Source organism: Streptomyces corchorusii (assembly GCF_001514055.1).
Taxonomy (GTDB): Bacteria; Actinomycetota; Actinomycetes; order Streptomycetales; family Streptomycetaceae; genus Streptomyces; species Streptomyces olivaceoviridis.
The window spans coordinates 37,801-57,565 of the sequence record NZ_KQ948366.1 but is presented as its reverse complement, the minus strand read 5'-3'; the positions used below and the strand labels follow the sequence as shown (position 1 = coordinate 57,565).

Below are 19,765 nucleotides of genomic sequence, written 5' to 3'. Positions count from 1 at the left end.
TCGGTGGGTGATGGCCTGGCCGCGCAGGACGGGTCGTCCGGCTCGTCTACGGTGCGGGACGATCAGGCCGGTACCCAGGCAGGCGCCGCTCGCGATCACCGTGGTGCCCGCCACCAAGCCTTCTGCAACACCCCTGAGGAACAGGTGCTTCAGTACGCAAGCTCCCCGATGCCGCCATCGACGCGCAGCACGGTACCGGCGGTGTAGGCGGACTCGTCCGAGGCAAGGTAGACAGCCGCCTTCGCCATCTCGGTAGCGGTGCCGAGGCGATGGAGGGGCACGGTCCGCCGGAGTTCGTCGTAGAGGGCGGCCTGGCGCTCGGGGCCGAGGGGCGCGAACGCGTTGGTGATCGTCGGGCCCGGACTGAGTCCGTTGACGCGGATGCCCCGGTCCTTCAACTCGTAGGTCAGCCCGCGCGTGTAGGAGAGCAGGCCCGCCTTGGCCGCGCCGTAGACCGTCGCGTTCTCGTGTCCGATGTACGCGGAGACCGAGCCGACGAGGATGACCGAGGACTGCTGCGAGAAGAGCGGCAGCAGGTCCCTGATCAGGAAGAACGGCGACTTGAGATTGGTCGCGATGAGCGTGTCGAACGCCTCCTCGGTCCATGCCTCGATCGGGAGGTGGGTGATGTCGGCGGCGTTGCTCATCAGGATGTCGAGCTTCGGCCATTCCTCCCGCAGGCGCGCCGCGAGCGCCGCCTGGCCGGGTACGTCGCCGGCGTCGCTGGCGATGGTCAGCAGCGGTCCGTCCAGTTGCCGGGCTGCCGCGTCCAGTTTTTCCTGCGAGCGGCCGGTGATGGCGACCGTCGCTCCCTCGGCGAGGAACTCGCGGGCCGTTTCCAGGCCGATGCCGCTCGTCCCCCCGGTGATCAGTGCGTGCTTTCCCGCAAGACGATCCATGGTCCTGTCCCCCTTCAGATCGCGGTGCGGCCGCCGTCGGCGGCCACGATCGCCCCGGTCATGTAACTGGCCCGGTCACCGGCGAGAAAAGCGATCACGTGGGCCACCTCGGCCGGGTCGGAGGTGCGCTTGAGTGCGGTGGTCAGGCCCATGCCGCCCATGTCCGGGCCCATCGCCGCGACCACCTTGGAGGTGCGCATCGGTCCCGGGGCGACGGCGTTGACCCGCACGTTCGACGCGGCGAACTCCGCCGCCCAGGCGCGGGTCAGCGATTCGAGCGCCGCCTTGGTGGCGCCGTAGACGGCCATGCCCGGCATGCCGAGGCCGGCCGCGGTGGAGCTGACGTTGACGATGCTGCCGCCGCCGGCCGCGGCCATCTTCTCCGCGATCAGGGCAGTGAGCAGGAACGGGGCACGCACATTGACCGCGAAGGCGGCGTCGTAGCTCGCGAGGTCCTGTTCGGTGGTCGGGGAGAACGTCATCACGCTCGCGTTGTTGATCAGGATGTCCACGGCTCCGGCGTCCTCGACCAGCCGTCGCACGGCCGCCGAGTCGGACAGATCGGCGGTGACGAAGCGCACCGCCCCGGCGGACTCGCCACCGGCTGCGCGGAGGTCTTCCACGACCTGGGCACCACGCCGCGGATCGGTGCCGGTCAGGATCAGGTCGGCTCCGCCCGCGGCCAGCACCTTGGCCGTCGCGTGCCCCAGTCCGCCGATCGCGCCGGATCCGGTGACGAGTGCCGTCTTGCCTGCGAATTCCATTGCCACGCCCTTCGCGCCAGTCGGCGAGCGACCGACTTTTGTGCAGCCGTTCAAGAAGTGTCACAGCGGAAGCTACGACTTCTTGAACGCGCAGTCAAGAAGTCGTAGGATCTCGCACGTGGCACGAACCGGACGCCCCCGCGAGTTCGACAAGGAACAGACGCTGGAGCGCGCACTCGAACTGTTCTGGTCCCGGGGATACGGGGCGACGTCGATCCAGGACCTGGTCGACGCGCTGGGCGTCGAGCGCGGCAGCCTCTACGGCGCGTTCGGCGACAAGCGCCGCTTCTACCTCGAAGCCGTCCGGCTCTACTGGGAGGTGTACGAGCGGCACCTGATCGCCGCGCTCGACACCAGCCCGCTCCTGCCCGCCCTGCGCGAGATCCTGACCCATCCCGTGCGGCTGGACGAACTGGTCTCCGACGTGGGCGTGCCGCAGGGCTGCCTCGTGGGCAACACGACCGCCGAACTCGTCCCCCAGGACAGCGAAGCCACAGAGATCGTCACCCGCTCGTACCGCCGGTTCACCGACATCGTCGCCGACGCACTGCGCCGCGCACAGGCCGCCGGCGAGGTCACGGACACCCACCCGCCCGCGGCACAGGCGCAGCTCCTGCTCTACGTCGTCCAGGGCCTCTCGCTCGTATCGCGGGCGGGGCTCGACAGGACGGCAGCCCTGGCGGCAATCGACACGGCAGTGGACGGATTGCGGGCGTGACGGATCCCCGTGAGCGACCGGAACCCTCCGGGCGCGCGAGACTCCCTCGCTGCCCACGGCGACCGGGACCCGCACCCCCATCAGGCTCCTCGCGCTCGGCGGCGGTCAGCCGGTCGTGGCGTTCACCGGTGTCCGCCTCGGCCTGGCGGACCCAGCCACGCAGGGCGGAGCCACCTGGAACGCCGACGACGTTCGCGTCGACTTGCGCACGGACATGAACCGGGCACCGGGAGTCCCACGGAAGGAGCGAAGGGCGACTACCGCGTCACCGAGGACTGGCTTCCCGGTGCCGTCACGAGGGCGAGGAGGGCGGAGTGGGCGTGTCCGCGTCGAGGGCTGCGGCGCGCAGGGCGGCTGCCACGCGGGTGACCGGCTCACTCGGCGGCTGGGGGAGACGGGCCACGAGCAGCCGCCGTAGTTCCTGGGGGCCGCCTTGGACGGGAAGAACGCGTACGCCCGGTGGCGCGGCCGGGGCGAGGGTGACGGGCACGGTGGTCAGTCCGAAGCCGGCCGCCACGAGATGCAGCTTGGCCAGCCAGTCACGTGCGGTGTACGCGATCTCGGGCCGTTCGTCCAGGCCCGGCCACACGCCCATCAGCCGGTCCTCGCCGGAGGAGGGCCCCGCGATCCAGCGCTGCCCGCGCAGGTCGGCCACGTCGACGAAGTCGCCGCGGGCCAGCGGGTGGCCGGCGGGCACCGCCAGACGCAGGGGTCGTTCGGCGAGGGTCTGCAGGGCGAGCGGCGGCGTCTCCGTGTCCGGCGGTCTGAACGGCGGTGCCGATGAGAGGAGTGCCAGATCCAGGCTGCCGGCCCGCAGGGCGCGCACCAGTGCGGGGGTGCTCGCCTCCCGGCCGACGACACGCAGGCCGGGGTCCGTATGGCGGAGCGCGGCCAAGGCTCGCGGCAGCAGCACGGCCCCGGCACTGGGGAACCATCCCAGGCGGACCGTCCCGGACTGCGCGGGCAGGCCGGACAGTTCGCGCGCGGTCGCTTCGATCTCGTCGAGCACGGTCGTGGCACGTCGCATGACGACACGGCCGGCTGCGGTGAGCCGTACTCCTCCGCGCCGCCGCTCCAGCAACTCGGTACCCGCCACCCGTTCGATCGCCGCGATCTGCCGCGACACCGCCGACTGCGTGTAGCCCAGCGAGGTGGCCGCCGCGGTGAAGGTTCCCTGCTCGGCCACGGCGCGGAAGACCCGCAGGGCGGTCAACGACACATCCGTGAAGTCCATGACGTTTACGCATACCAGATGTGCCGAACTTTCGTTGGACTCATGGGCAGCGGGTTCCTAGCGTGGCGTGCATGAACGCTTCTCGTATCGCCCTGGTCACGGGCGCCAACCAGGGGCTCGGCCGCGCCCTTGTCGAAGGACTGGCGGCCCGCATGGACCCGAACGACCTCGTCCTGCTCACCGGCCGGAACGCCCAGCGGGTGGCGGACGCCGCGCGCGAGGTCACGGGACTGCCCGGCACGCGTGCCCGCGTCGAGGGCCGGGTCCTGGACGTCACCGACACCGACGCCATCGCCCGTCTCGCCGAAGAGGTGCGGGACCGGTTCGCAGGGGCCGACGTGGTGGTCTCCAACGCGGTCGCCCGCCTGTTGCCCGACGAGTCGCAGGCGGAGCGGGCAGACGAGTTCATCGACGTCTCCAACGTGGCCACCCATGCGGTCCTGCGCTCCTTCGGTCCGGTCCTGCGGCCGGGGGGCCGGCTGCTCGTCGTGGCCAGCAGCCTGGGCACTCTCGGCCATCTCAGCCCGCGCCTGCACCATCTGTTCGACGGCGCGAGCCTCGACCAGGTCCAGTACGCCGTGGAGTCCTGGCGCAGCGCCCTTCACCACGGAACGGCGCAGGAGGCCGGCTGGCCCGTCTGGTTGAACGTGCCCTCGAAGGTGGCGCAGGTCGCCGCCGTCCGCGCGGTCGCCGCCGAGCGTCGCGAGCACGACCTCGCTACCGGCACTTTGATCGCGGCCGTGTGCCCCGGCATGGTCGACACCGCCACCTCGCGCCCCTGGTTCAGCGACTACAGCCAGGCCCAGTCGCCGGCACAGGCCGCCGAGGCCGTGCTCGACCTGATCTTCACCGACGGCGTCGACCCCGCCTTGTACGGCGAGTTGGTCCGTTTCGGCAAGGCCCTACCCTGGCACGGCGGCACGCCCCCGGTCGAACAGGACCGGATGCTCACGCCCTGACGCCGCTTCGCACCGTTCACAGCACGCCACCAGGAGTTCACTCATGACGTCCATCACCACCCCTTTCGGTTTCTCCAGCACCGCAGCCGAGGTCGCGGAAGGCATTGACCTCACCGGCCGCCGTGCGGTGGTCACCGGCGCCTCCTCCGGCCTCGGAGCCGAGACGGCCCGGGCCCTGGCCGCCACGGGCGCGGCTGTCACCCTCGCCGTCCGGGATGTCACGGCGGGGAAACGCGTCGCCGTGGACATCACCGAATCGACCGGCAACCAGGACGTGCATGTCGCATACCTGGACCTGGCCGATCCCGCGTCGATCACCGCCTTCACCGGCGCCTGGCGGGGCCCGCTGCACGTCCTGGTGAACAACGCGGGCGTCATGGCCTGCCCCGAGCAGTACACCGAACAGGGATGGGAATGGCAGTTCGCCACCAACCACCTCGGTCACTTCGCCCTCGCCACCGGCCTCCACGACGCTCTGGCCGCCGATGGCAACGCGCGTATCGTCGTGGTGAGTTCCACGGGCCATCAGCGGTCACCCATCGTGTGGGACGACGTCGACTTCGCCTTCCGTCCCTACGACCCGTGGCTCGCCTACGGCCAGTCCAAGACCGCGAACGTCCTCTTCGCGGTCGAAGCCACACGCCGCTGGGCCGCTGACAACATCACCGCCAACGCCCTCATGCCCGGCGCGATCTACACGAACCTTCAGCGTCACACCGGCGGACGCGGCAGCGGCAGAGTCCCCGCTCACCTCGTCAAGACCGTCGAACAGGGCGCGGCCACCTCCGTCCTCCTCGCCACCTCACCCCTCCTCGAAGGCGTCGGTGGCCGCTACTTCGTCGACTGCAACGAGACCGAGGTCGTCGACCGCCGCTCCGGCACCCTGCACGGCGTCGCCCGGTACGCCGTCGACCCGGACAACGCCCGACGCCTGTGGGCCCTGTCGCAGGAACTCCTCGCACACGCCCGCTGAGCAGACCCACCGGACGAGCGCCGCGTGCTGTGGCGGTTGCGGCGTGATCCACTGGCCGCCGCCTTGCCGAGTGACGCAATGGCTCACACCCGTTCGATCTGTTCAGCAGGGCGCGGGGAGGCAAGGCCCGTTGCGGGGGTGGAGCGACGGGCGAGGTCGGGCAGGACGGTGGCCAGGCCCAGCAGTGCCATGATCGCGCCGAGCCAGAGCGGGGCGCGCAGACCCCAGGCGTCGAGCACGACGGCGCCGATGGAGGAGCCGAGGATGATGCCGAGGGTGATGAAGGAGGAGTGGACGGTGTTGACCAGCGGGCCGGCGTTTCCGGTGCGCTGGACGCGGGTCGCCATGGCCGGGTTCATGGTGACGCCGACCAGGCCGATGCCCATCATGCAGACGACGGCCGGTGCGGGCAGGTCGGCGAGCAGGGCGAAGCCGGTCAGGAACAGGGTGTTGAGGACGAGGCCGACGGCGAGGACGGGGATGGTGTGGCGGTCGGCGAAGCGGCCGACGATGTTGTTGCCGACGACGGTGGAGGCGCCGTAGGCGATCAGCAGGACGGGGACGGTACCGGTGGAGAAGCCGGTGAGGTCGGTGAGGATCGGGTTGAAGTAGCTGAAGGCGGAGAAGGTGGCGCCGATGATGAGCGTGCTGGTGGACAGCACCAGCCACAGCTTGGGCTTCTTGAAGACGCCGACCTCTTGCCGGAAGCCGCCGCCGCCCTCGGCGCGCTCGATGCGGGGAACGCCGAACCAGGTGGCCACGGCGGCGATCACGGTGATGGCGGTGATGGTCCAGAACGCCGCACGCCAGCCGAAGCGCTCGCCGACCAGGGTGGAGACGGGCAGTCCGAGCAGGGTGCCGAGCATGAGGCCGTTCATCGCGACCGCGATCGCGCGTCCGCGGATCTCGGGGCGGGTGATCTGGGCGCACATCGAGATGCCCACGCCGAAGAAGGCCTGGGAGGCGATGCCGGTGATGATCCGCGCAGCCATCATCGTGGAGTAGCCGGTCGCGGTGGCAGCCAGGACGTTGCCCGCCAGGAAGATGACGAACAGCGCCATCAGTGCCGTCCGTGGCGGGAGTTTCATGAGAGCCACGGTGAGGAACGGCCCGCCGGCCGCCATGGCCACCGCGAACGCGGTGATGAGGTATCCGATCTGCGGGATGGTGGCGTCCAGGCCGTCGGCCATCTGCGGCATCAGTCCGGCGACCACGAACTCGCTGGTCACCATGGCAAAGATGCCGAGTGCCAGGACGTATACGGCACGGGGCACGGTCTTGTCTCCTTGGAGGTCGGCGCCGACCGGCGTGGGGGCCGGGTGACGTGGCAAGAAAGGGTTATGGATCGGTCAGTTCAAAACGTGGGCATGTGCAGGCATCGCCAGGGTGGCGCGCGGATCAGCGGGTCAGTGAGTCAGTGAGTCAGTGCGTCAGTGAGTCAGTGCGTCGAGGGTGACTTCGGCGATCGACTCCAGTGCGGCCCGGTCGGCGCCGCCCTGGCTGGAGATACGCATGCCGCCGATCGCTGCGTTGATGAAGCGGGCAAGTGCTCCGGCGTCCCGCTGGGAGGTGATGCTGCCGTCCCGGCGACCCTCCTCGATCACCGCGCGCAGCACCGCGAGCCTGCGGGCCGTGTCGCGCTCCAGCAGTTCCGCCGCCCGGCTGTCGCGAGCGGCTAGTTCGACCGTGGTGTTCACGGTCAGGCAGCCCAGACTGCGGCCGCCGGCCCGGTGCTCGGTCTCGCCGTCGACGACCATGGCGAACAGTGCGCGGATGCGGTCGGCGGCACGGCGCCGCGTGTCCTCCAGGACGGCCAGCTGGGCGGTGGTCATGGTGTCGATGTAGTGGGCCAGCGCACGCTCGAACAGGTCGTGCTTGCTCTTGAACGTGTTGTAGATGCTGCTGCGCCCCAGCCCGGTGGCTTCGCACAGGTCCTGGGTGGAAGTGGCCTCGTAGCCCTTCTCCCAGAACGTGTGCATCGCCGCGTCCAGGGCCCGTTCCTCGTCGAACATCCGCGGTCGGGGCATGCTGCCAGCTTAGCCATTTTGGATCGGTCGTTGCAATACATGCTTGCAAGCCTCCCGCTCACCACGGCCTGAGGCCCACAGTGCGGAGCGGGCAGGCGGGACGGCTTGGCCCCTTACCGAAGCTCCTCCTCCTCCTGAACGCGACGCCCCTGCGGGCGGCCCCATCGAGTGGAGCCGAGCAAGGGATCAGAACTCGATGACCAGGCGTCCCCGGACGCCCCCGGCTTCAAGCAGCCGGTGAGCACGCGGTGCTTCCTCAGGCGGGAACCGGTCCGCCACCCTCAGGCTCAACGCCCCGTCATCCGCGAGCCGGCGCAACAGGTCCAGTTTGTCGCGACGCCCGTCGTAGGCATGGACGTACGCCGACACGAGGCTCACGCCGACTCGGCGGGCCGCCTCCTGCAGCGCCTGCTGGTCCGGCATGCTGCGCACGACGGCGAGCGAGCCGCCGTGACGGATCGCGCCGAGCAACGGCGGGCCCGTCAACGCAGCGTCGACGACCGCGTCGACGCCCGCGGGCGCGATGGCGCGGAATCGTTCGGCAACGCCCGGCCCACGAGCGACAACGGCGTCGGCGCCCAGCCCGGTGACCAACTCCACGTCGTGCGCTGCCGCGTCGGCCACCACATGGTGGCCGGCCGCCTTCGCGAGCTGGACGGCGTAGCCACCGACCGCTCCGGCAGCACCGGTCACGGCAACGGTACTGCCGGCCGCCAGATTCAGCTGGTCGAGGGCGTGGAGTGCGGTGAGGCCGTTCATGGGGAGCGTTGCCGCCTCGGCGTGATCGGCGTCCCTGGGCGCGGGTACCACCCAGGACTCGGGCAGTACGACCCATTGGGCGTAGCCGCCTCCAGCGGCTCGGGTCGGGTTGACCATGGCCATCACCCGATCGCCGATGGACAGACCGGATGTGGTACCCGGGCCGATCTCGTCGACCGTGCCTGCGATGTCCAAGCCGGGGACAACCGGGACGTCGCCGTTGAGCCGCACCGACGACGCGCCGGTTCTTATCAGCGTGTCCACCGGGTTGACCGCTGCGGCACGAACGCGAAGCCGTACTTCTCCATGGGCCGCGTGCGGCGTCGGCCGCTCGATGACCTGGAGCACCTCGGGTCCGCCGTAGCGCAGAAGACCTACCGCTTTCATATGAGCCTGCCTCGTGGTCTGTGCCGGAACGCCTGGCGCGTCGAGGTCGCACCGGGCGTCCGACGGTCAGTCAGTGCTGGATGGCCTGGCGAACGCCGGTGTCGGCCGCGCGTTCGATGGAATCGATGAGCCGGTGCCGCTTGAGAGCGTGCTCGAAATCGGGCACGGTGCGGGTGCCGTCGGACAGATCGCGGGCGAGATGCGTGTACAGCCGGGCGACATTGGCGCCGACCGTGCCCCTCAACTCGGCCGGTACGTCGTTGACGTAGGACGCGGGTGTCTCGATCGGCCGTACTGCGCCGTCCGCGCCGCGGCCGCCGGCGAGCGTGAGCTCGGCGACTTGCATGTTGCCCCAGGCCGAGGTCATAACGAGGTCGCCTTCGGAACCATTGATCTCCCAACGGAAGTTGTCACCGCGTGACGCTCCTCCGCGATAGAAGACCGATGCCGCGGCGCCGCCGCGCAATGTGCCGATCACCGCGACCTGATCGGCCACGCTGACGTCGATGGTGCTCCCGCTCTCGGCGATGGTCGCCTGTTTGCGCCCGATGGTGAGCTGTGCGGCGACGGTGTCGAACTCCCCCAGGACGAAGTGAAGCGGGTCGAGTGCGTGCATCGTGGGTGAGGTGAGCGGGGTGGCGCCGTTGGCCTTGTCGTACCAGTAGGCCTGGCTTGCGGTGGCCTGCGGACCCCAGACCATGCCGGAACCGACCATCGTGGTCCCGAGAACCTCGCCGATGTACCCGTCTCGAATCAGGTCCCTGGCATGGCGAACCTCAGGTGCGTAGCGGCCCTGTAGGCCGGCCACGGTGCGCACCCCTGCCGTCCGGGCCAGCTCGGTGAGCTTCTCGGCCTCGGCCAGTCCGTTCGCGAGAGGCCACTCGCTGTACACCGCCTTTCCGGCCGTGACGGCGTCCGAAATGATCTCCAGGTGCTCGGTGACCTTCACCGAGACGACGACCAGATCGACGCCGGGATGAGCGATGAGGTCCCGGTGGTTGTCGTAGGCGGGCACACCGTACTCGGCTGCCGCCGCTTGTGCCGAACTGCTCCGCGACGTGCTGACGGCGCGCAGTTCCACGTCGGGCAGCGCAGCGAGCACGGGTATGTGTCCCAGGGATGCCCACCCTGTGGTGCTCCCACCGACGATGCCCACGCCTATTCGTTCCATCGTTGTCCCTCCGGACATTTATCTGTGTCGAACGTTCCATAATTTGGGCACGCCGAAGGATCGACGCGGGTCCACGTGACCCCCTCGCCCTCAGTCGAGGCAGGTCAGCGCGACCTCCGCCGACCTCATCAGGGCGGCACGATCCGGGTTGATGGCTCCCATCACCCGCAGCCCCTGGAGGGCGGCGACCAGGAATCCGGCCAGATCAGCGGCGCTACGATCCGCCGGGATCTGACCGCGAACCTGCCCTTCGGCGATCACGTCGAACAGGGCGAGCTCCAGCGTCTGAGTCGTGGAACGCAGTCGTGCCGCCACCCGACCGTCCTGTCCCGCGCGTTCCATCGCGGCGGCCACGATCAGGCAAGCCCGACGGCTGCCGTCCTTGACGATCTCGTCGACGGAGCCCACGAACACCTCGCGGATGACCTGCCTGGCGTCATTGCCGGAGCGCAGCAGGTCGATCAACGGCACCGCGTAGCGTTGCCGGTAGAGGTCGAGCGCGGCGAGATACAGGCCCTCCTTGCTGCCGAAGGCCGCATAGATCGAACCGCTGCCCAGCCCTGTCGCCTCGGCCAGGTCACGCATCGACGTGCCCTCGTAGCCCGTACGCCGGAAGGCTTCCATAGCGGCGAGGACCGCGGCGTCGATGTCGAACTCTCTCGTACGTGCCATGCGCACACCCTACCCCCATTACTGGAACGATCGACAAATTATGAGGGGTACTGAACGTCGCCACGGGCTCCTCGGTCATGGCGCCAGTGCTGCCGGTGCCCTGATCGAGGTCACGCGACTTTCGTTGGTCGTCCGCCCCAGCGCGGGCCCTTCTCGCTGCGGATGCGCCCACGCTCCTTCCGCCGGGCGGCGAGGACGTCGGGGTGCCGGGCATTCTCGTCGCGCCACCGCGGGTAGGCGTGCGGGGCCCGGGGCTGGACGGTGTGGGTGCGGTGGTGCGAGTCGGCGGCGGTGAACTGCCGCAGCGGCCCGAAGTGGGCCTCTATCGGGTTGGCCCGGGACGCGTAGGTCGGGGCCGTCGGTTGGTGCGAGGGCGGGGCGCCGAGGTCTGTGGAGCCGGCGGGTCGCTTGCCTGCCAGCTGGCGAGGAGGCGCAGGCGGTCCTCGCTGGGTGAGCCGGCGGGCGCGGTGTAGACGACCAGGCACTGGTCGAGGTCTCCGGGCAGCAGCAGTTTCTCGTAGCCGAGTTCCAGCTCGCCCACCACGGGGTGGCAGATGTGCTTGGTGCCATGTGTCTTGTCCTGCACCGGGTGGGCGGCCCACAAGGTGCGGAAGGTGTCGCTGTGCATGGACAGTTCGCCGATCAGAGCGGCCAGCCGTCTGTCGTTCGGATGCCGGCCGACGTCCAGGTGCAGGAAGGCCACGGCCTCCTCGGCGACTGCGTGCCAGTCGGCGTAGAAATCCTCAACCCCAGGGTGCAGGAACGTGTGCCGGGCGGCGTTGCGGTGCTCCGCCGGCATGTCGCTGAACCCGTACAGGGCGTCGGCCATGGCGTTGTACGCCAGGACGTCGGTGCGGCGCCCCAGCACGCAGGCGGGTACGGCCTCCATCATCGCCAGCAGCCGCAGCAGGCCCGGCCGCACCCGCTCGCCCACTCCACCGGCACCGCGGCGCCCCGCGGCCGGACCCGACGGACGGGCCAGGTGGCGCAGGTGCTCCCGCTCGGTTGCGTCGAGGCGGAGGACGTCGGCGATCGCGTCCAGGATGGCGTCGGAGGCGTTGCGGGCCCGCCCCCGTTCCAGGCGTGTGTAGTAGTCGACGCTCACGCCGGCGAGCTGGGCCAGTTCCTCGCGGCGCAGCCCGGGCACGCGGCGCCGTCCCAGGACGGGCAGTCCTACGTCGGTGGGCTGGATGCGCGCCCGCCGTGTCTTCAGGAACTCGCCGATGCCGCCGTTGAAGTCGCTGCGACCAGTGCTCATGGTCCGAGTATGAGTGCCCGGTCTCTGGCTTTCCTGGCCCTGCCAGGACCCGTCTCGCATCCCCGTTGGTGTCGGGGACAGGCTCCCGCGGGTGGGTGCGGGAGCACTGTGGCCGTCGTCCTGTCAGGCCGCGGGGGCGGGCGGCGCCGCGAACTGCGCGGTGCCCGACACCTCCCGGGTGCGCAGGGCAGCCGCCATCGGGCCGTAGGGGTAGTCGATGAACGGCTCCCCCGCCTTGTCCAGCCGCGCGGTTTCCTCAGGCGACAGGACCAGGCCGCCGGCCGCGAGGTTCCCCTGCAACTGCTCAAGCGTGCGGGCGCCGAGCAGCACCGAGGACACCCCCTTGCGTGCGGCGACCCAGGCCAGTGCCGCCTGCGCCGGAGTGACCCCCCGCTCCTGGGCGACGCGCTCCAACGTGCTCGCCACCTCCCAGGTGCGCTGCTGCCGGGTCTTCGCGCCGAAAATCGGGCCGAACATGGGGTGGGCCAGGCGGGTACCGGCGGGCGCCGGCGCGTCGGGGCGGTACTTGCCGGTGAGGACGCCGCCGGCGAGCGGAGAGAAGACGAGCAGGCCGAGCCCGGCCGACTCGGCCGCGGGGACCAGCTCCCACTCCACCTCGCGCACCAGCAGGTTGTACTGGAGCTGGAAGGCGACCGGGCGGGCCAGGTCGCGTGTCTCGGCCAGGTCCGAGGTCTTCTGCAGCTGCCAGCCGGTGAAGTTGGACAGACCCGAGTAGCGGATCTTCCCGGCGCGCACGGCGTCGTCGAGGAAGGCCAGGGTCTCCTGGACGGGGGTGAGCGGGTCCCAGCCGTGCAACTGGTAGAGGTCGACGGCCTCCACGCCCAGGCGGGCCAGGGAGGAGTCCAGGGCACGCTGGAGGTGGCGGCGGGAGTTGCCCTGGCCGTTGGGGTCGCCGCTGGTGGGGAAGCGCCCCTTGGTGGCGATGATCATCGGCTCGGTCACATGAGCGGGGCGCTCGGCCAGCCATCGGCCCACGATCGTCTCCGCGGCGCCGTTCATGTAGACGTCGGCGGTGTCGATCAGGGTGCCGCCGGCTGCGGCGAAGGCGTCGAGCTGCGCGAATGCCTCCTCCTGGGATGTGCTGTCGCCGAAGGTCATCGTGCCCAGTGCGAAGGCCGACACCGCGAGGCCGGAACGGCCCAGAAGACGGTAGTCCATGTCGTAACTCCCCAGTCAGGCATCCGCGTCTGCGCGATGCCGGGTGATCGGATGCCCTCACTCTGGGCGCTGGGGACGGGTGGGCCCACAGCCCTGGCTGTCCCAGGGACTGGCAGGGCCAGGCTGAATCGGCGGTTCAGTGGTTCGGTGGTCCTGGCAGGCCCGGGCGAACCGCGGGGCCAGCCTGGCAGTCGTCCGCAGGGCCTGCCTGGCGTAGACCCCATATCTCTTCCCCTTACCGGATAAGGAGCTGCCGTCATGTACCTGGTCATCGAGCTGTGGAAGGCGAGCCGGCCTGTCTGGCGCTCCCCCCTCAACGAGCGTCACGCGTTCCTGAGCGGCATGGGCGATCAGCTGACCGACCTGAGGGAGACAGGCGGCGCTCACGGCCTCCTGTAGCAGCTTGCGGCCGGTCCTGTCGTCACGGCGCTGGTGGTGCCTGCGATCGCCGCGCATCCAGTGCGGCCAACCTCCGCGGTATGCACGGTCACGCCCTGCTGTTCCCTGGTGTTCGACGTTTACGGAGGCCCCTTCGTCGCAAGGGCGAAGGGGCCTCGGCTGCTGTATTTGATGAGCCGTCAGGAGAGTTCCGTGGATGTGGTGCGGTCCTCGACGGCTCAGGCGGGGACTCGGACCTCCGTCTTCTGCGGTGCGGCGTCTTGCGGTGCGGTGGCCTTGGCGCCGCGCAGGGTGGCGGCGATGCCGATGCCGAGCATGGTGAGGGCGGCGGCGGTGAATCCGGCGGTGCGCAGGCCGGGGACGAGGGCCGCTCCGGTGGTGGCGTGGGTGCCGGAGTTGGCGACGGCGACCAGGACCGCCAGGCCGACGGCGGAGCCGATCTGCTGGGTGGTGGAGGCCATGGCGGAGGCGATGCCCTGGTGGTGGGGTTCGACTCCGGTGCCGGCGGCGGCGAACATGGCCGTCCAGGCCAGGCCCTGGCCGAGGCTGAGCAGGGCGATGCCGGGCAGTAGGGCCGCGTAGCCGCCGTCGGGGGACATTCCTGCGGCGAGGGCGACCATGCCGGCGACGCCGGTGAGCAGGCCGGTGACGATGGTGGTGCGGGGGCCGGTCCTGCCGAGCAGCTTCTCGCTGAGCTTGGTGGCGACCAGGCCGACGAGCGCGGAGGGGATGAAGGCCAGGCCGGTGGCCAGGGCGCTGTAGCCGCGGACGTTCTGCAAGTAGACGGTGAAGAAGTAGTACTGGGCGCCGAAGGTGCCCATGAAGACGAAGGTGATGCCCATCGCGGCGACCAGGCTGCGGTTGCCGAACAGTCGCAGCGGCATCAGCGGGTGGGCGGTACGCGATTCGACGAGCAGGAACAGGCCGATGAACAGTGCGCCGCCCAGCAGCGCGGTGACTGTTTCGGCGGAGGTCCAGCCGGCCTCGGGTCCCTGGACGACACCGAAGACGAGGGCGGAGAAACCGATAGTGGCGGTCAGTGCGCCAGTCAGGTCGAAGGTGCGGCCCCGCTCACGCGGCGCGTCCTTCGGGATGATCGCAAGAGCCGCGGCGGCGGCACCCAGCGCGAGGGGGACGTTGACGAAGAAGACGGATTCCCAGCCGAGGTAGTTGGTCAGGACGCCGCCCAGCAGGGAGCCGAGCGCCATGCCGACGGCTCCGGCGCCGCCCCACACCGCCAGCGCCCGGTTTCGTGCGGCGCCCTCGGTGAAGGTGGTGGCGATCAGCGAGAGCGTGGCCGGGAGCAGCAGGGCGCCGCCCAGTCCCTGCACCGCGCGGGCGGCGACCAGCAGCCCGGGTGAGGTCACCAGCCCGCCGACCGCGGAGGCCAGGCCGTACAGGACCAGGGCCGTGGTGAAGGTGCGGCGCTGGCCGAGGAGGTCGGCGGCACGGCCGCCCAGCAGCAGGAAGCCGCCGAAGGCGACGGCGTAGCCGCTGATGACCCATTGCAGGCTGTGCGCGTCGAAGCCGACCTCGCGCCCGATCTCCGGCAGGGCCACGTAGACGATGTTGTAGTCGATCGCGCTGATGAACTGGGCGAAGGCCAACAGGGCCAGGAGCAGCCCGGTCCCGCGACGCCGGGTGGGAGACGGCATGACATGAACCTTCCGGTAAGGCGGTTGACCGCTTGGGTGAGAGGGGCCGGGCGCAGGACGCGTGTGTCCTGTCCGGAGCGGACGGGTCGTCGTGCACATGGGCGACGGTCCGTCCGCTGCTCGGTGAGGTGCGGGATCAGTCGTTGCTGAAGGCCGAGACGGCCGTGTCGGGGCCGCCGCCGAGGGCCTCCATGCCCACCAGCGGGTTCCAGAAGTCCACGTAACGGCTGATCTTGCCGTCCTCGGTCTCGACCACCGAGATGTAGGTCTGGTTGTAGGGGCGGCCCGTGCTCACGGCGGTGCCCACGCTCTTGAACTGGGCGATGACCAGCGAGGGATCGGTGGTCCCGTGGATGTGCAGATCGACGAACTCCACCTTGAAGTGTTCGGGGAAGTTCTTCATGTACTCGTGCAGCGCCTCCTTGCCCACCACCTTGGTGGGGAAGCCCTTCGGGCCGTACGGGAACTCCAGGATGCCGTCCTCGGTGAACAGGTCGACCCACTCGCTGATCCGCCCGGAGGACAGGTACTCCAGGTGGTTGGTGAAGGCCTGCTGTGCGGCGGCCCGGATGGTGTCGTCGTTGCGCGCGGCGGCGATGGCGTCGGTCATGACTCTTCCTGCTTTCCTGGGTGGGGGTGTCTGCGTGGCGGTGCGGTCGTGGGCGGGGAGCCGGCGCGTACTGCCGCCGGCTCAGGCGGCGGGGCGGAGGGTGTCGTCGAGCCAGTCGGCGATGCGGGCGGATGCCAGGCGCTGGGCGCCGACGTGGCTGTGGGCGTTGGCGCCCAGCTTGTCGTCGAAGGTGAGCAGGGTGCTGTCGGCGATGTGCTCGTGAAGCCGCTCGGGCTGGCCGGTGAAGAACAGGTCGCCGGCTGCGTCGCAGATCAGTGCGGGTGCCTTGATCTGCTCGGCGATGCCGTCGCCCAGGTGGTAGTCGAGCATCGCGGCCAGGACCTGGCGCGGGGTGTCGACGCCGAAGACCCACGAGCCGTGGGACAGTGCCCAGCGCATCACGGAGGAGTCGGTGATGGCCTGTTCGAGCTGGGCGTCTACCTCCGGGGCGTGCTCGGCCCGCAGCAGTGCGGCCTTCTGCTCGCGGGTGGTGCCGGGGATGTCGCGGATGAAGTTCTCCGCGATGTCGTAGACCCCGTCGACGGCGACCACGGCCTTGATGCGGTGCTCGAAGGCGGCGGCCCGGGGGGCGAGCTGGCCGCCCATGCTCAGTCCGATCAGGGCGATGCGCTCGGGGTCGACGTCCTCGCGGGTCAGGGCGAAGTCGATGGCCGCGCCGACCACGGTCTCCCAGTCGGGGCGGAAGGGCAGCTTCTCGCGGTGCATCGGTCCGGGCTGGCCGGGGCCGTCGAAGGCGAGCACGTGGTAGCCGCGCTCGACCAGGCCGGGGATGCCGAAGAAGTGGCATTCCTCGGCCGTGCCGTCGAAGCCGTTGTGCATGATCACCAGAGGGTGGGGGCCGCCCCGGGCGTCGTCGGGGGCCTCGTAGAAGTAGCCGGGCAGGGTGGTGTTCTCGAACGGGATCTCCACCGGGGTCACCGGGCGGTCCGAGAGTGCGGCCGCGGACCTGAACGCGGTCACGCTCGCCTGGTAGGCGTGCTCGATACGGGGATCGGCGGGGTTGCCGTGCAGGAAGAACTCCGCGGAGCGGTAGTAGTTCGACGCCCGCAGCCAGGCGTCGTGGGCGGAGACCCGGTGTCCGGCCTGCTCCGCCTCGCGGGCCACCTCGGCCACCCGGTCGGCGGTGGCCAGCCACTCGTCGTACCAGCTGTCGAAATCGCCGCCGCGGATCCGCTGCGCGGTGGTCAGTACCTCGCCGAAGTCGGCGCCGCCGTAGGCGATGTGGCCGAACGACCGGAGGGTCTCGAACCAGAAGGAGGGGTTGTCCTCGAACAGCACGGGACGCATCGCAGAGCTCCTTAAAGCGAAAGTTCTCGCGTTACGTCCATGAAGGTAGCACTGTCTGCGCCAAAAGTGAAAGCTCTCGCGTTAGTGGGGGGGGCGGCTCATGGCGCAGGGCGCCGGTGCGGCGCATCGTGGAAGCCCTTGGATGCTCGTCAACGAGGATGTGGAGCGCTACGCCCGGCAGGCTGCCCAGGACCTCGCAGGCCCGGTGGGCGGGATGCTGCTGCACGTCCTCCTCACCGCACGGCTCGCACCCGACGGCAGCGGGACGGCCAAGCTGCCACCGGCCCTGCTCAGGCGCTTCGGCGATCTGCGAGCCGCACTCGACCGCGCCGCCGCACGGGGCGAGAAGGTGCCCAGCGCGCAGGAGTTCTTCGACGTCGTGCTCGCGCCGATGTATGCCGCACTGATCTTCGGCACTCAGTCCGGCAGTCCGGAATCCGCCGAACTCCTCATCGCGCGCCTCATGCGGCTCACCGCGGCGCCGCGCGAGAGCGCCGCACCCGCGGCGGCCTGCCCGTGAGGCGCCCCGCAGGGGAAGAAGCTCCGCAGCCCGGCAAAGGAGCGGACTGCCGGGGCTCCACCCGCCGGCCGATGGGCGAGGTGCTCGGCCCGACGGACTCCGGCCTGCCCGCCGGCCCCCGCGTCAGCCCTGTCCGGTGATCCGGTCGAGCCGATCGAGGAGGTGATCGACAGCCTTCGGTCCCTGCGGTTGCGTGTCGAAGAGCAGTCCGGCAACCAACGGCGCGATGACGACCTCGAAGACCTCCTGCACGGTCGGCGGATTCTCACCTCGCGCCGCAGCCCGGTCCAGCAGCTCCCCGAGTTCGTCGAACCGCCGGGAAAGGGCAGGGGGCAGCCCGGCCTCGTCGTTCCCCAGACGCACGGCGACCAGGGTGCGCAGCAGGAGCTTGCCCTCCGGTCCGGCCAGGTCCGAGGCGGCCTGGCGCGCGTACTCCCTCAGGTCCTCGCCGAGCGTTCCCGTGTCCGGCATGGGCGAACTCTGACTCAGCCGCTCTGTGACGACGTCGAGGAGGATCCCGTCCAGAGAGCCCCAGCGACGGTAGAGCGTGCCCAGGTGGACGCCTGAGCGCTCGGCAATCTGAGCGATGGTCAGCTCCGCGACGGACTGATCGCGCAGCAATGACTGCACGGCGCCGTGCACGTCGGCGCGCACCCGGGCGGTCCTGCCGCCCGGGCGGCTGGTCGGTGAGCGGTCGGCCATGCGCCCATCCTAACGCGAGGATATTTGCGCTTGACCGAAGCCCGAACGATCCGGACGGCCCGTTCGGTGCCTGCTGCTCCACGCTGAAGCTCTGGGAGGCGATCGACCGGGGAATCTGTGCCCCCCCTGCCAGGTGGTGTGTGTGGACACCACCGGCACCCGGCTCCAGGCCGCGCAGCTCCAGGCCGCGCAGTTCCAGGGCCCCGAGGGCCGCTCGGACGAGGCCCGCGGTGCCCGGCTCGCCGCCCTCCGCGGCACGCGGCCGACAGGCGGACCGACGTCACGGCGACCGCGAGGTGCCGACGCCGGCCGCTGGAGAAACGGGCGGAGGGCCCGTGGGCCTCGCGTCCGGTCCCTGAGGCAGCCGGTCGGCCGACTCGGGGCGCGACGGCGCCGACCGCTTCCTCGCCGGACTCCCCCGGTGCGGCCCGCGAGGCGGCCTGTGCCAGGCGGCGCACGAGTTCACGGTGGTCGGGCCCGATCAACGGCGCGACGCCACGGGACCGTTCCCGCGAACGCCGGTCCGGCGGACGGGCCGACCGGCCCTTCGGCCTGCGCACCCACGTCACCCTCGTCACGCTCGTCAGGGCACCAGTACCGGCCGTCCGCGCAGTCCGCCCTCCGCGAGCCGGGCGTGGGCCTTGGCGGGGTCGTCCAGAGCGAACGTCTCGGCCACGCGGAGGGTGGGCACGCCCTCGTCGACCAGCCGGGCCGGCTCCGCCGGACCCGTGCCGCCGGGATCACGGCGACGGAGAGCGAGCCATGACGAGGACCCGCGCCCGGCGCCGCGTCACCTCCCGTGCGGACGCAGGACGTCGGTCAGCCCGTCGGCCAGGGTGACCGCGGGCTGTGCCGCTCCGCCCGGTCCGGTCACGGTCCCGGTCGCGCCGGGGGAGGGTGGCGGCGCGGGGCGTTCGAGGGCGCGGAGCACCGCGCGGACCTGGGCGGCGGGGTACGTCGCCGCGTAGGGCTCGGCGCGGTCACCGGCGTAGGCATGGGCCAGGGCGTCGCCGACCGCCCGCGCGTGGGCCTCGGCGAAGGACGCCGCGTTCGCGTCCGTGCTGAGTCCGGCGTACTGGTGCCCGTACGCGTCGGCCTCGGCCGGGGTGTGCCCGTGCGCCAGCGCGTAGTCGCGCGCGTTGGTGTGGGCCTCGGCGTAGGCGGAGCGGCGGTCGTAGGCCGCCTCGTACACGCGCAGCAGCACCGGCCGCAGGGCCGCCCGCCAACTGTCGTACGCCACCGGGGCGCGGGCGGCCGCGCGGTGCAGCGCGGTCAGGTCGGCCAGCGCGCCGGACCGGTCGTCCGGCCACGCCGCGGCCAGCAGCGGCAGGACGGCACCGGCCTGCCAGGCGTGCACCGCCCACAGCCCGCCCGCCGGCGGCCCGGCGCGCAGGGCGCCGTGCACCGCGCGGGCCCAGCCGTCCGCGGCGGGACCCGGCAGCTCCTCGTACAGGGCGGTCAGCAGGTGCCACACCCCGTCCGGTACGCGGGTGTCCGCCGGGGGCGCGGGGGCGGCCCCGGCCAGCGCGGCCAGGAAGGCCCCGGCCCCCACGGCATCCGTGCTCATCTGC

At 70.9% G+C, this 19,765-nt stretch carries 20 protein-coding genes and 3 pseudogenes; 5 read left to right on the top strand and 18 right to left on the bottom strand.

Annotated features, from left to right (window positions below):
* Positions 1-12: 12 nt before the first annotated feature.
* The 3 genes and pseudogenes from AQJ11_RS52835 to AQJ11_RS33900 all read right to left on the bottom strand — a co-directional run.
* A pseudogene (locus AQJ11_RS52835) lies at positions 13-117 on the bottom strand (IS5/IS1182 family transposase); the annotation flags it as partial.
* A gap of 32 nt (positions 118-149) precedes the next feature.
* Positions 150-899, bottom strand: coding sequence for an SDR family oxidoreductase (locus tag AQJ11_RS33905; protein ID WP_059265760.1), 750 nt, complete (start codon positions 897-899; stop codon positions 150-152).
* A gap of 14 nt (positions 900-913) precedes the next feature.
* Positions 914-1,663: an SDR family NAD(P)-dependent oxidoreductase gene (locus AQJ11_RS33900; protein WP_058085183.1), complete on the bottom strand. Its 750-nt coding sequence runs from the start codon at positions 1,661-1,663 to the stop codon at positions 914-916.
* A gap of 118 nt (positions 1,664-1,781) precedes the next feature.
* Here AQJ11_RS33900 and AQJ11_RS33895 point away from each other — a divergent pair, with 118 nt between their 5' ends.
* Positions 1,782-2,381 carry a TetR/AcrR family transcriptional regulator gene (locus tag AQJ11_RS33895; RefSeq protein ID WP_014669775.1) on the top strand — a complete coding sequence of 200 codons (600 nt, stop codon included), beginning with the start codon at positions 1,782-1,784 and terminating at the stop codon, positions 2,379-2,381.
* Positions 2,382-2,673: 292 nt separating this feature from the next.
* Here AQJ11_RS33895 and AQJ11_RS33890 read toward each other — a convergent pair whose 3' ends face one another.
* Positions 2,674-3,615 carry a LysR family transcriptional regulator gene (locus tag AQJ11_RS33890; protein ID WP_059265759.1) on the bottom strand — a complete coding sequence of 314 codons (942 nt, stop codon included), beginning with the start codon at positions 3,613-3,615 and terminating at the stop codon, positions 2,674-2,676.
* Positions 3,616-3,686: 71 nt separating this feature from the next.
* On the opposite strand from AQJ11_RS33890, the gene AQJ11_RS33885 reads away from it, so the two are divergent.
* Both AQJ11_RS33885 and AQJ11_RS33880 read left to right on the top strand, forming a co-directional pair.
* Positions 3,687-4,574 carry an SDR family NAD(P)-dependent oxidoreductase gene (locus AQJ11_RS33885; protein WP_014669773.1) on the top strand — a complete coding sequence of 296 codons (888 nt, stop codon included), beginning with the start codon at positions 3,687-3,689 and terminating at the stop codon, positions 4,572-4,574.
* Positions 4,575-4,617: 43 nt separating this feature from the next.
* On the top strand, positions 4,618-5,547 hold the full coding sequence (locus AQJ11_RS33880) for an SDR family NAD(P)-dependent oxidoreductase (protein ID WP_059265758.1): 930 nt from the start codon (positions 4,618-4,620) through the stop codon (positions 5,545-5,547).
* 83 nt (positions 5,548-5,630) lie between these two features.
* On the opposite strand, the gene AQJ11_RS33875 is transcribed toward AQJ11_RS33880, so the two are convergent.
* From AQJ11_RS33875 to AQJ11_RS33845, 8 genes and pseudogenes are all read right to left on the bottom strand, one after another.
* Positions 5,631-6,821: an MFS transporter gene (locus AQJ11_RS33875; RefSeq protein ID WP_059265757.1), complete on the bottom strand. Its 1,191-nt coding sequence runs from the start codon at positions 6,819-6,821 to the stop codon at positions 5,631-5,633.
* 156 nt (positions 6,822-6,977) lie between these two features.
* Positions 6,978-7,574: a TetR/AcrR family transcriptional regulator gene (locus AQJ11_RS33870; protein WP_041664834.1), complete on the bottom strand. Its 597-nt coding sequence runs from the start codon at positions 7,572-7,574 to the stop codon at positions 6,978-6,980.
* A gap of 186 nt (positions 7,575-7,760) precedes the next feature.
* Positions 7,761-8,720 carry an NADP-dependent oxidoreductase gene (locus tag AQJ11_RS33865; RefSeq protein ID WP_059265756.1) on the bottom strand — a complete coding sequence of 320 codons (960 nt, stop codon included), beginning with the start codon at positions 8,718-8,720 and terminating at the stop codon, positions 7,761-7,763.
* A 70-nt stretch (positions 8,721-8,790) separates the two neighbouring features.
* A complete protein-coding gene (locus tag AQJ11_RS33860) occupies positions 8,791-9,891 on the bottom strand; it encodes a Gfo/Idh/MocA family protein (RefSeq protein ID WP_279616964.1) in 1,101 nt (366 codons plus the stop codon).
* A 90-nt stretch (positions 9,892-9,981) separates the two neighbouring features.
* Positions 9,982-10,563: a TetR/AcrR family transcriptional regulator gene (locus AQJ11_RS33855; protein WP_063807720.1), complete on the bottom strand. Its 582-nt coding sequence runs from the start codon at positions 10,561-10,563 to the stop codon at positions 9,982-9,984.
* Between the two features lie 110 nt (positions 10,564-10,673).
* A pseudogene (locus AQJ11_RS51600) lies at positions 10,674-10,916 on the bottom strand (IS630 family transposase); the annotation flags it as partial.
* Positions 10,886-11,821 carry a helix-turn-helix domain-containing protein gene (locus AQJ11_RS33850; RefSeq protein ID WP_063807718.1) on the bottom strand — a complete coding sequence of 312 codons (936 nt, stop codon included), beginning with the start codon at positions 11,819-11,821 and terminating at the stop codon, positions 10,886-10,888. The gene AQJ11_RS33850 and the pseudogene AQJ11_RS51600, both read right to left, overlap by 31 nt.
* A 123-nt stretch (positions 11,822-11,944) precedes the next feature.
* The gene (locus tag AQJ11_RS33845) at positions 11,945-13,000 is read right to left on the bottom strand and encodes an aldo/keto reductase (RefSeq protein ID WP_059265753.1); all 1,056 of its coding nucleotides are present in this window, start codon (positions 12,998-13,000) and stop codon (positions 11,945-11,947) included.
* 258 nt (positions 13,001-13,258) lie between these two features.
* On the opposite strand from AQJ11_RS33845, the gene AQJ11_RS49425 reads away from it, so the two are divergent.
* Entirely contained in the window at positions 13,259-13,399 is a 141-nt protein-coding gene (locus AQJ11_RS49425) for a hypothetical protein (protein ID WP_159061728.1), read from the top strand.
* 218 nt (positions 13,400-13,617) lie between these two features.
* On the opposite strand, the gene AQJ11_RS33840 is transcribed toward AQJ11_RS49425, so the two are convergent.
* The 3 genes from AQJ11_RS33840 to AQJ11_RS33830 all read right to left on the bottom strand — a co-directional run bounded on the left by AQJ11_RS33840 (position 13,618) and on the right by AQJ11_RS33830 (position 16,972).
* Positions 13,618-15,054 (bottom strand): MFS transporter, encoded by a 1,437-nt coding sequence (locus AQJ11_RS33840; protein ID WP_059265752.1) that lies wholly within the window; start codon positions 15,052-15,054, stop codon positions 13,618-13,620.
* Between the two features lie 136 nt (positions 15,055-15,190).
* Positions 15,191-15,664, bottom strand: a complete 474-nt coding sequence (locus AQJ11_RS33835; RefSeq protein ID WP_059265751.1) for a nuclear transport factor 2 family protein — start codon at positions 15,662-15,664, stop codon at positions 15,191-15,193.
* A gap of 81 nt (positions 15,665-15,745) precedes the next feature.
* Positions 15,746-16,972: an alpha/beta hydrolase family protein gene (locus tag AQJ11_RS33830; protein WP_059265750.1), complete on the bottom strand. Its 1,227-nt coding sequence runs from the start codon at positions 16,970-16,972 to the stop codon at positions 15,746-15,748.
* Between the two features lie 142 nt (positions 16,973-17,114).
* Between AQJ11_RS33830 and AQJ11_RS33825 the strand changes: the two genes are divergently transcribed.
* Entirely contained in the window at positions 17,115-17,492 is a 378-nt protein-coding gene (locus tag AQJ11_RS33825) for a TetR/AcrR family transcriptional regulator C-terminal ligand-binding domain-containing protein (protein WP_244218475.1), read from the top strand.
* Between the two features lie 123 nt (positions 17,493-17,615).
* Here the strand turns inward: AQJ11_RS33825 and AQJ11_RS33820 are convergent, their stop codons facing one another.
* The 3 genes and pseudogenes from AQJ11_RS33820 to AQJ11_RS33815 all read right to left on the bottom strand — a co-directional run bounded on the left by AQJ11_RS33820 (position 17,616) and on the right by AQJ11_RS33815 (position 19,761).
* Positions 17,616-18,194, bottom strand: coding sequence for a TetR/AcrR family transcriptional regulator (locus AQJ11_RS33820; RefSeq protein WP_059265749.1), 579 nt, complete (start codon positions 18,192-18,194; stop codon positions 17,616-17,618).
* Positions 18,195-18,777: 583 nt separating this feature from the next.
* Positions 18,778-18,915, bottom strand: a pseudogene (locus AQJ11_RS48590) (NADP-dependent oxidoreductase); the annotation flags it as partial.
* A 69-nt stretch (positions 18,916-18,984) separates the two neighbouring features.
* A complete protein-coding gene (locus AQJ11_RS33815) occupies positions 18,985-19,761 on the bottom strand; it encodes a hypothetical protein (protein ID WP_059265748.1) in 777 nt (258 codons plus the stop codon).
* Positions 19,762-19,765 lie beyond the last annotated feature (4 nt).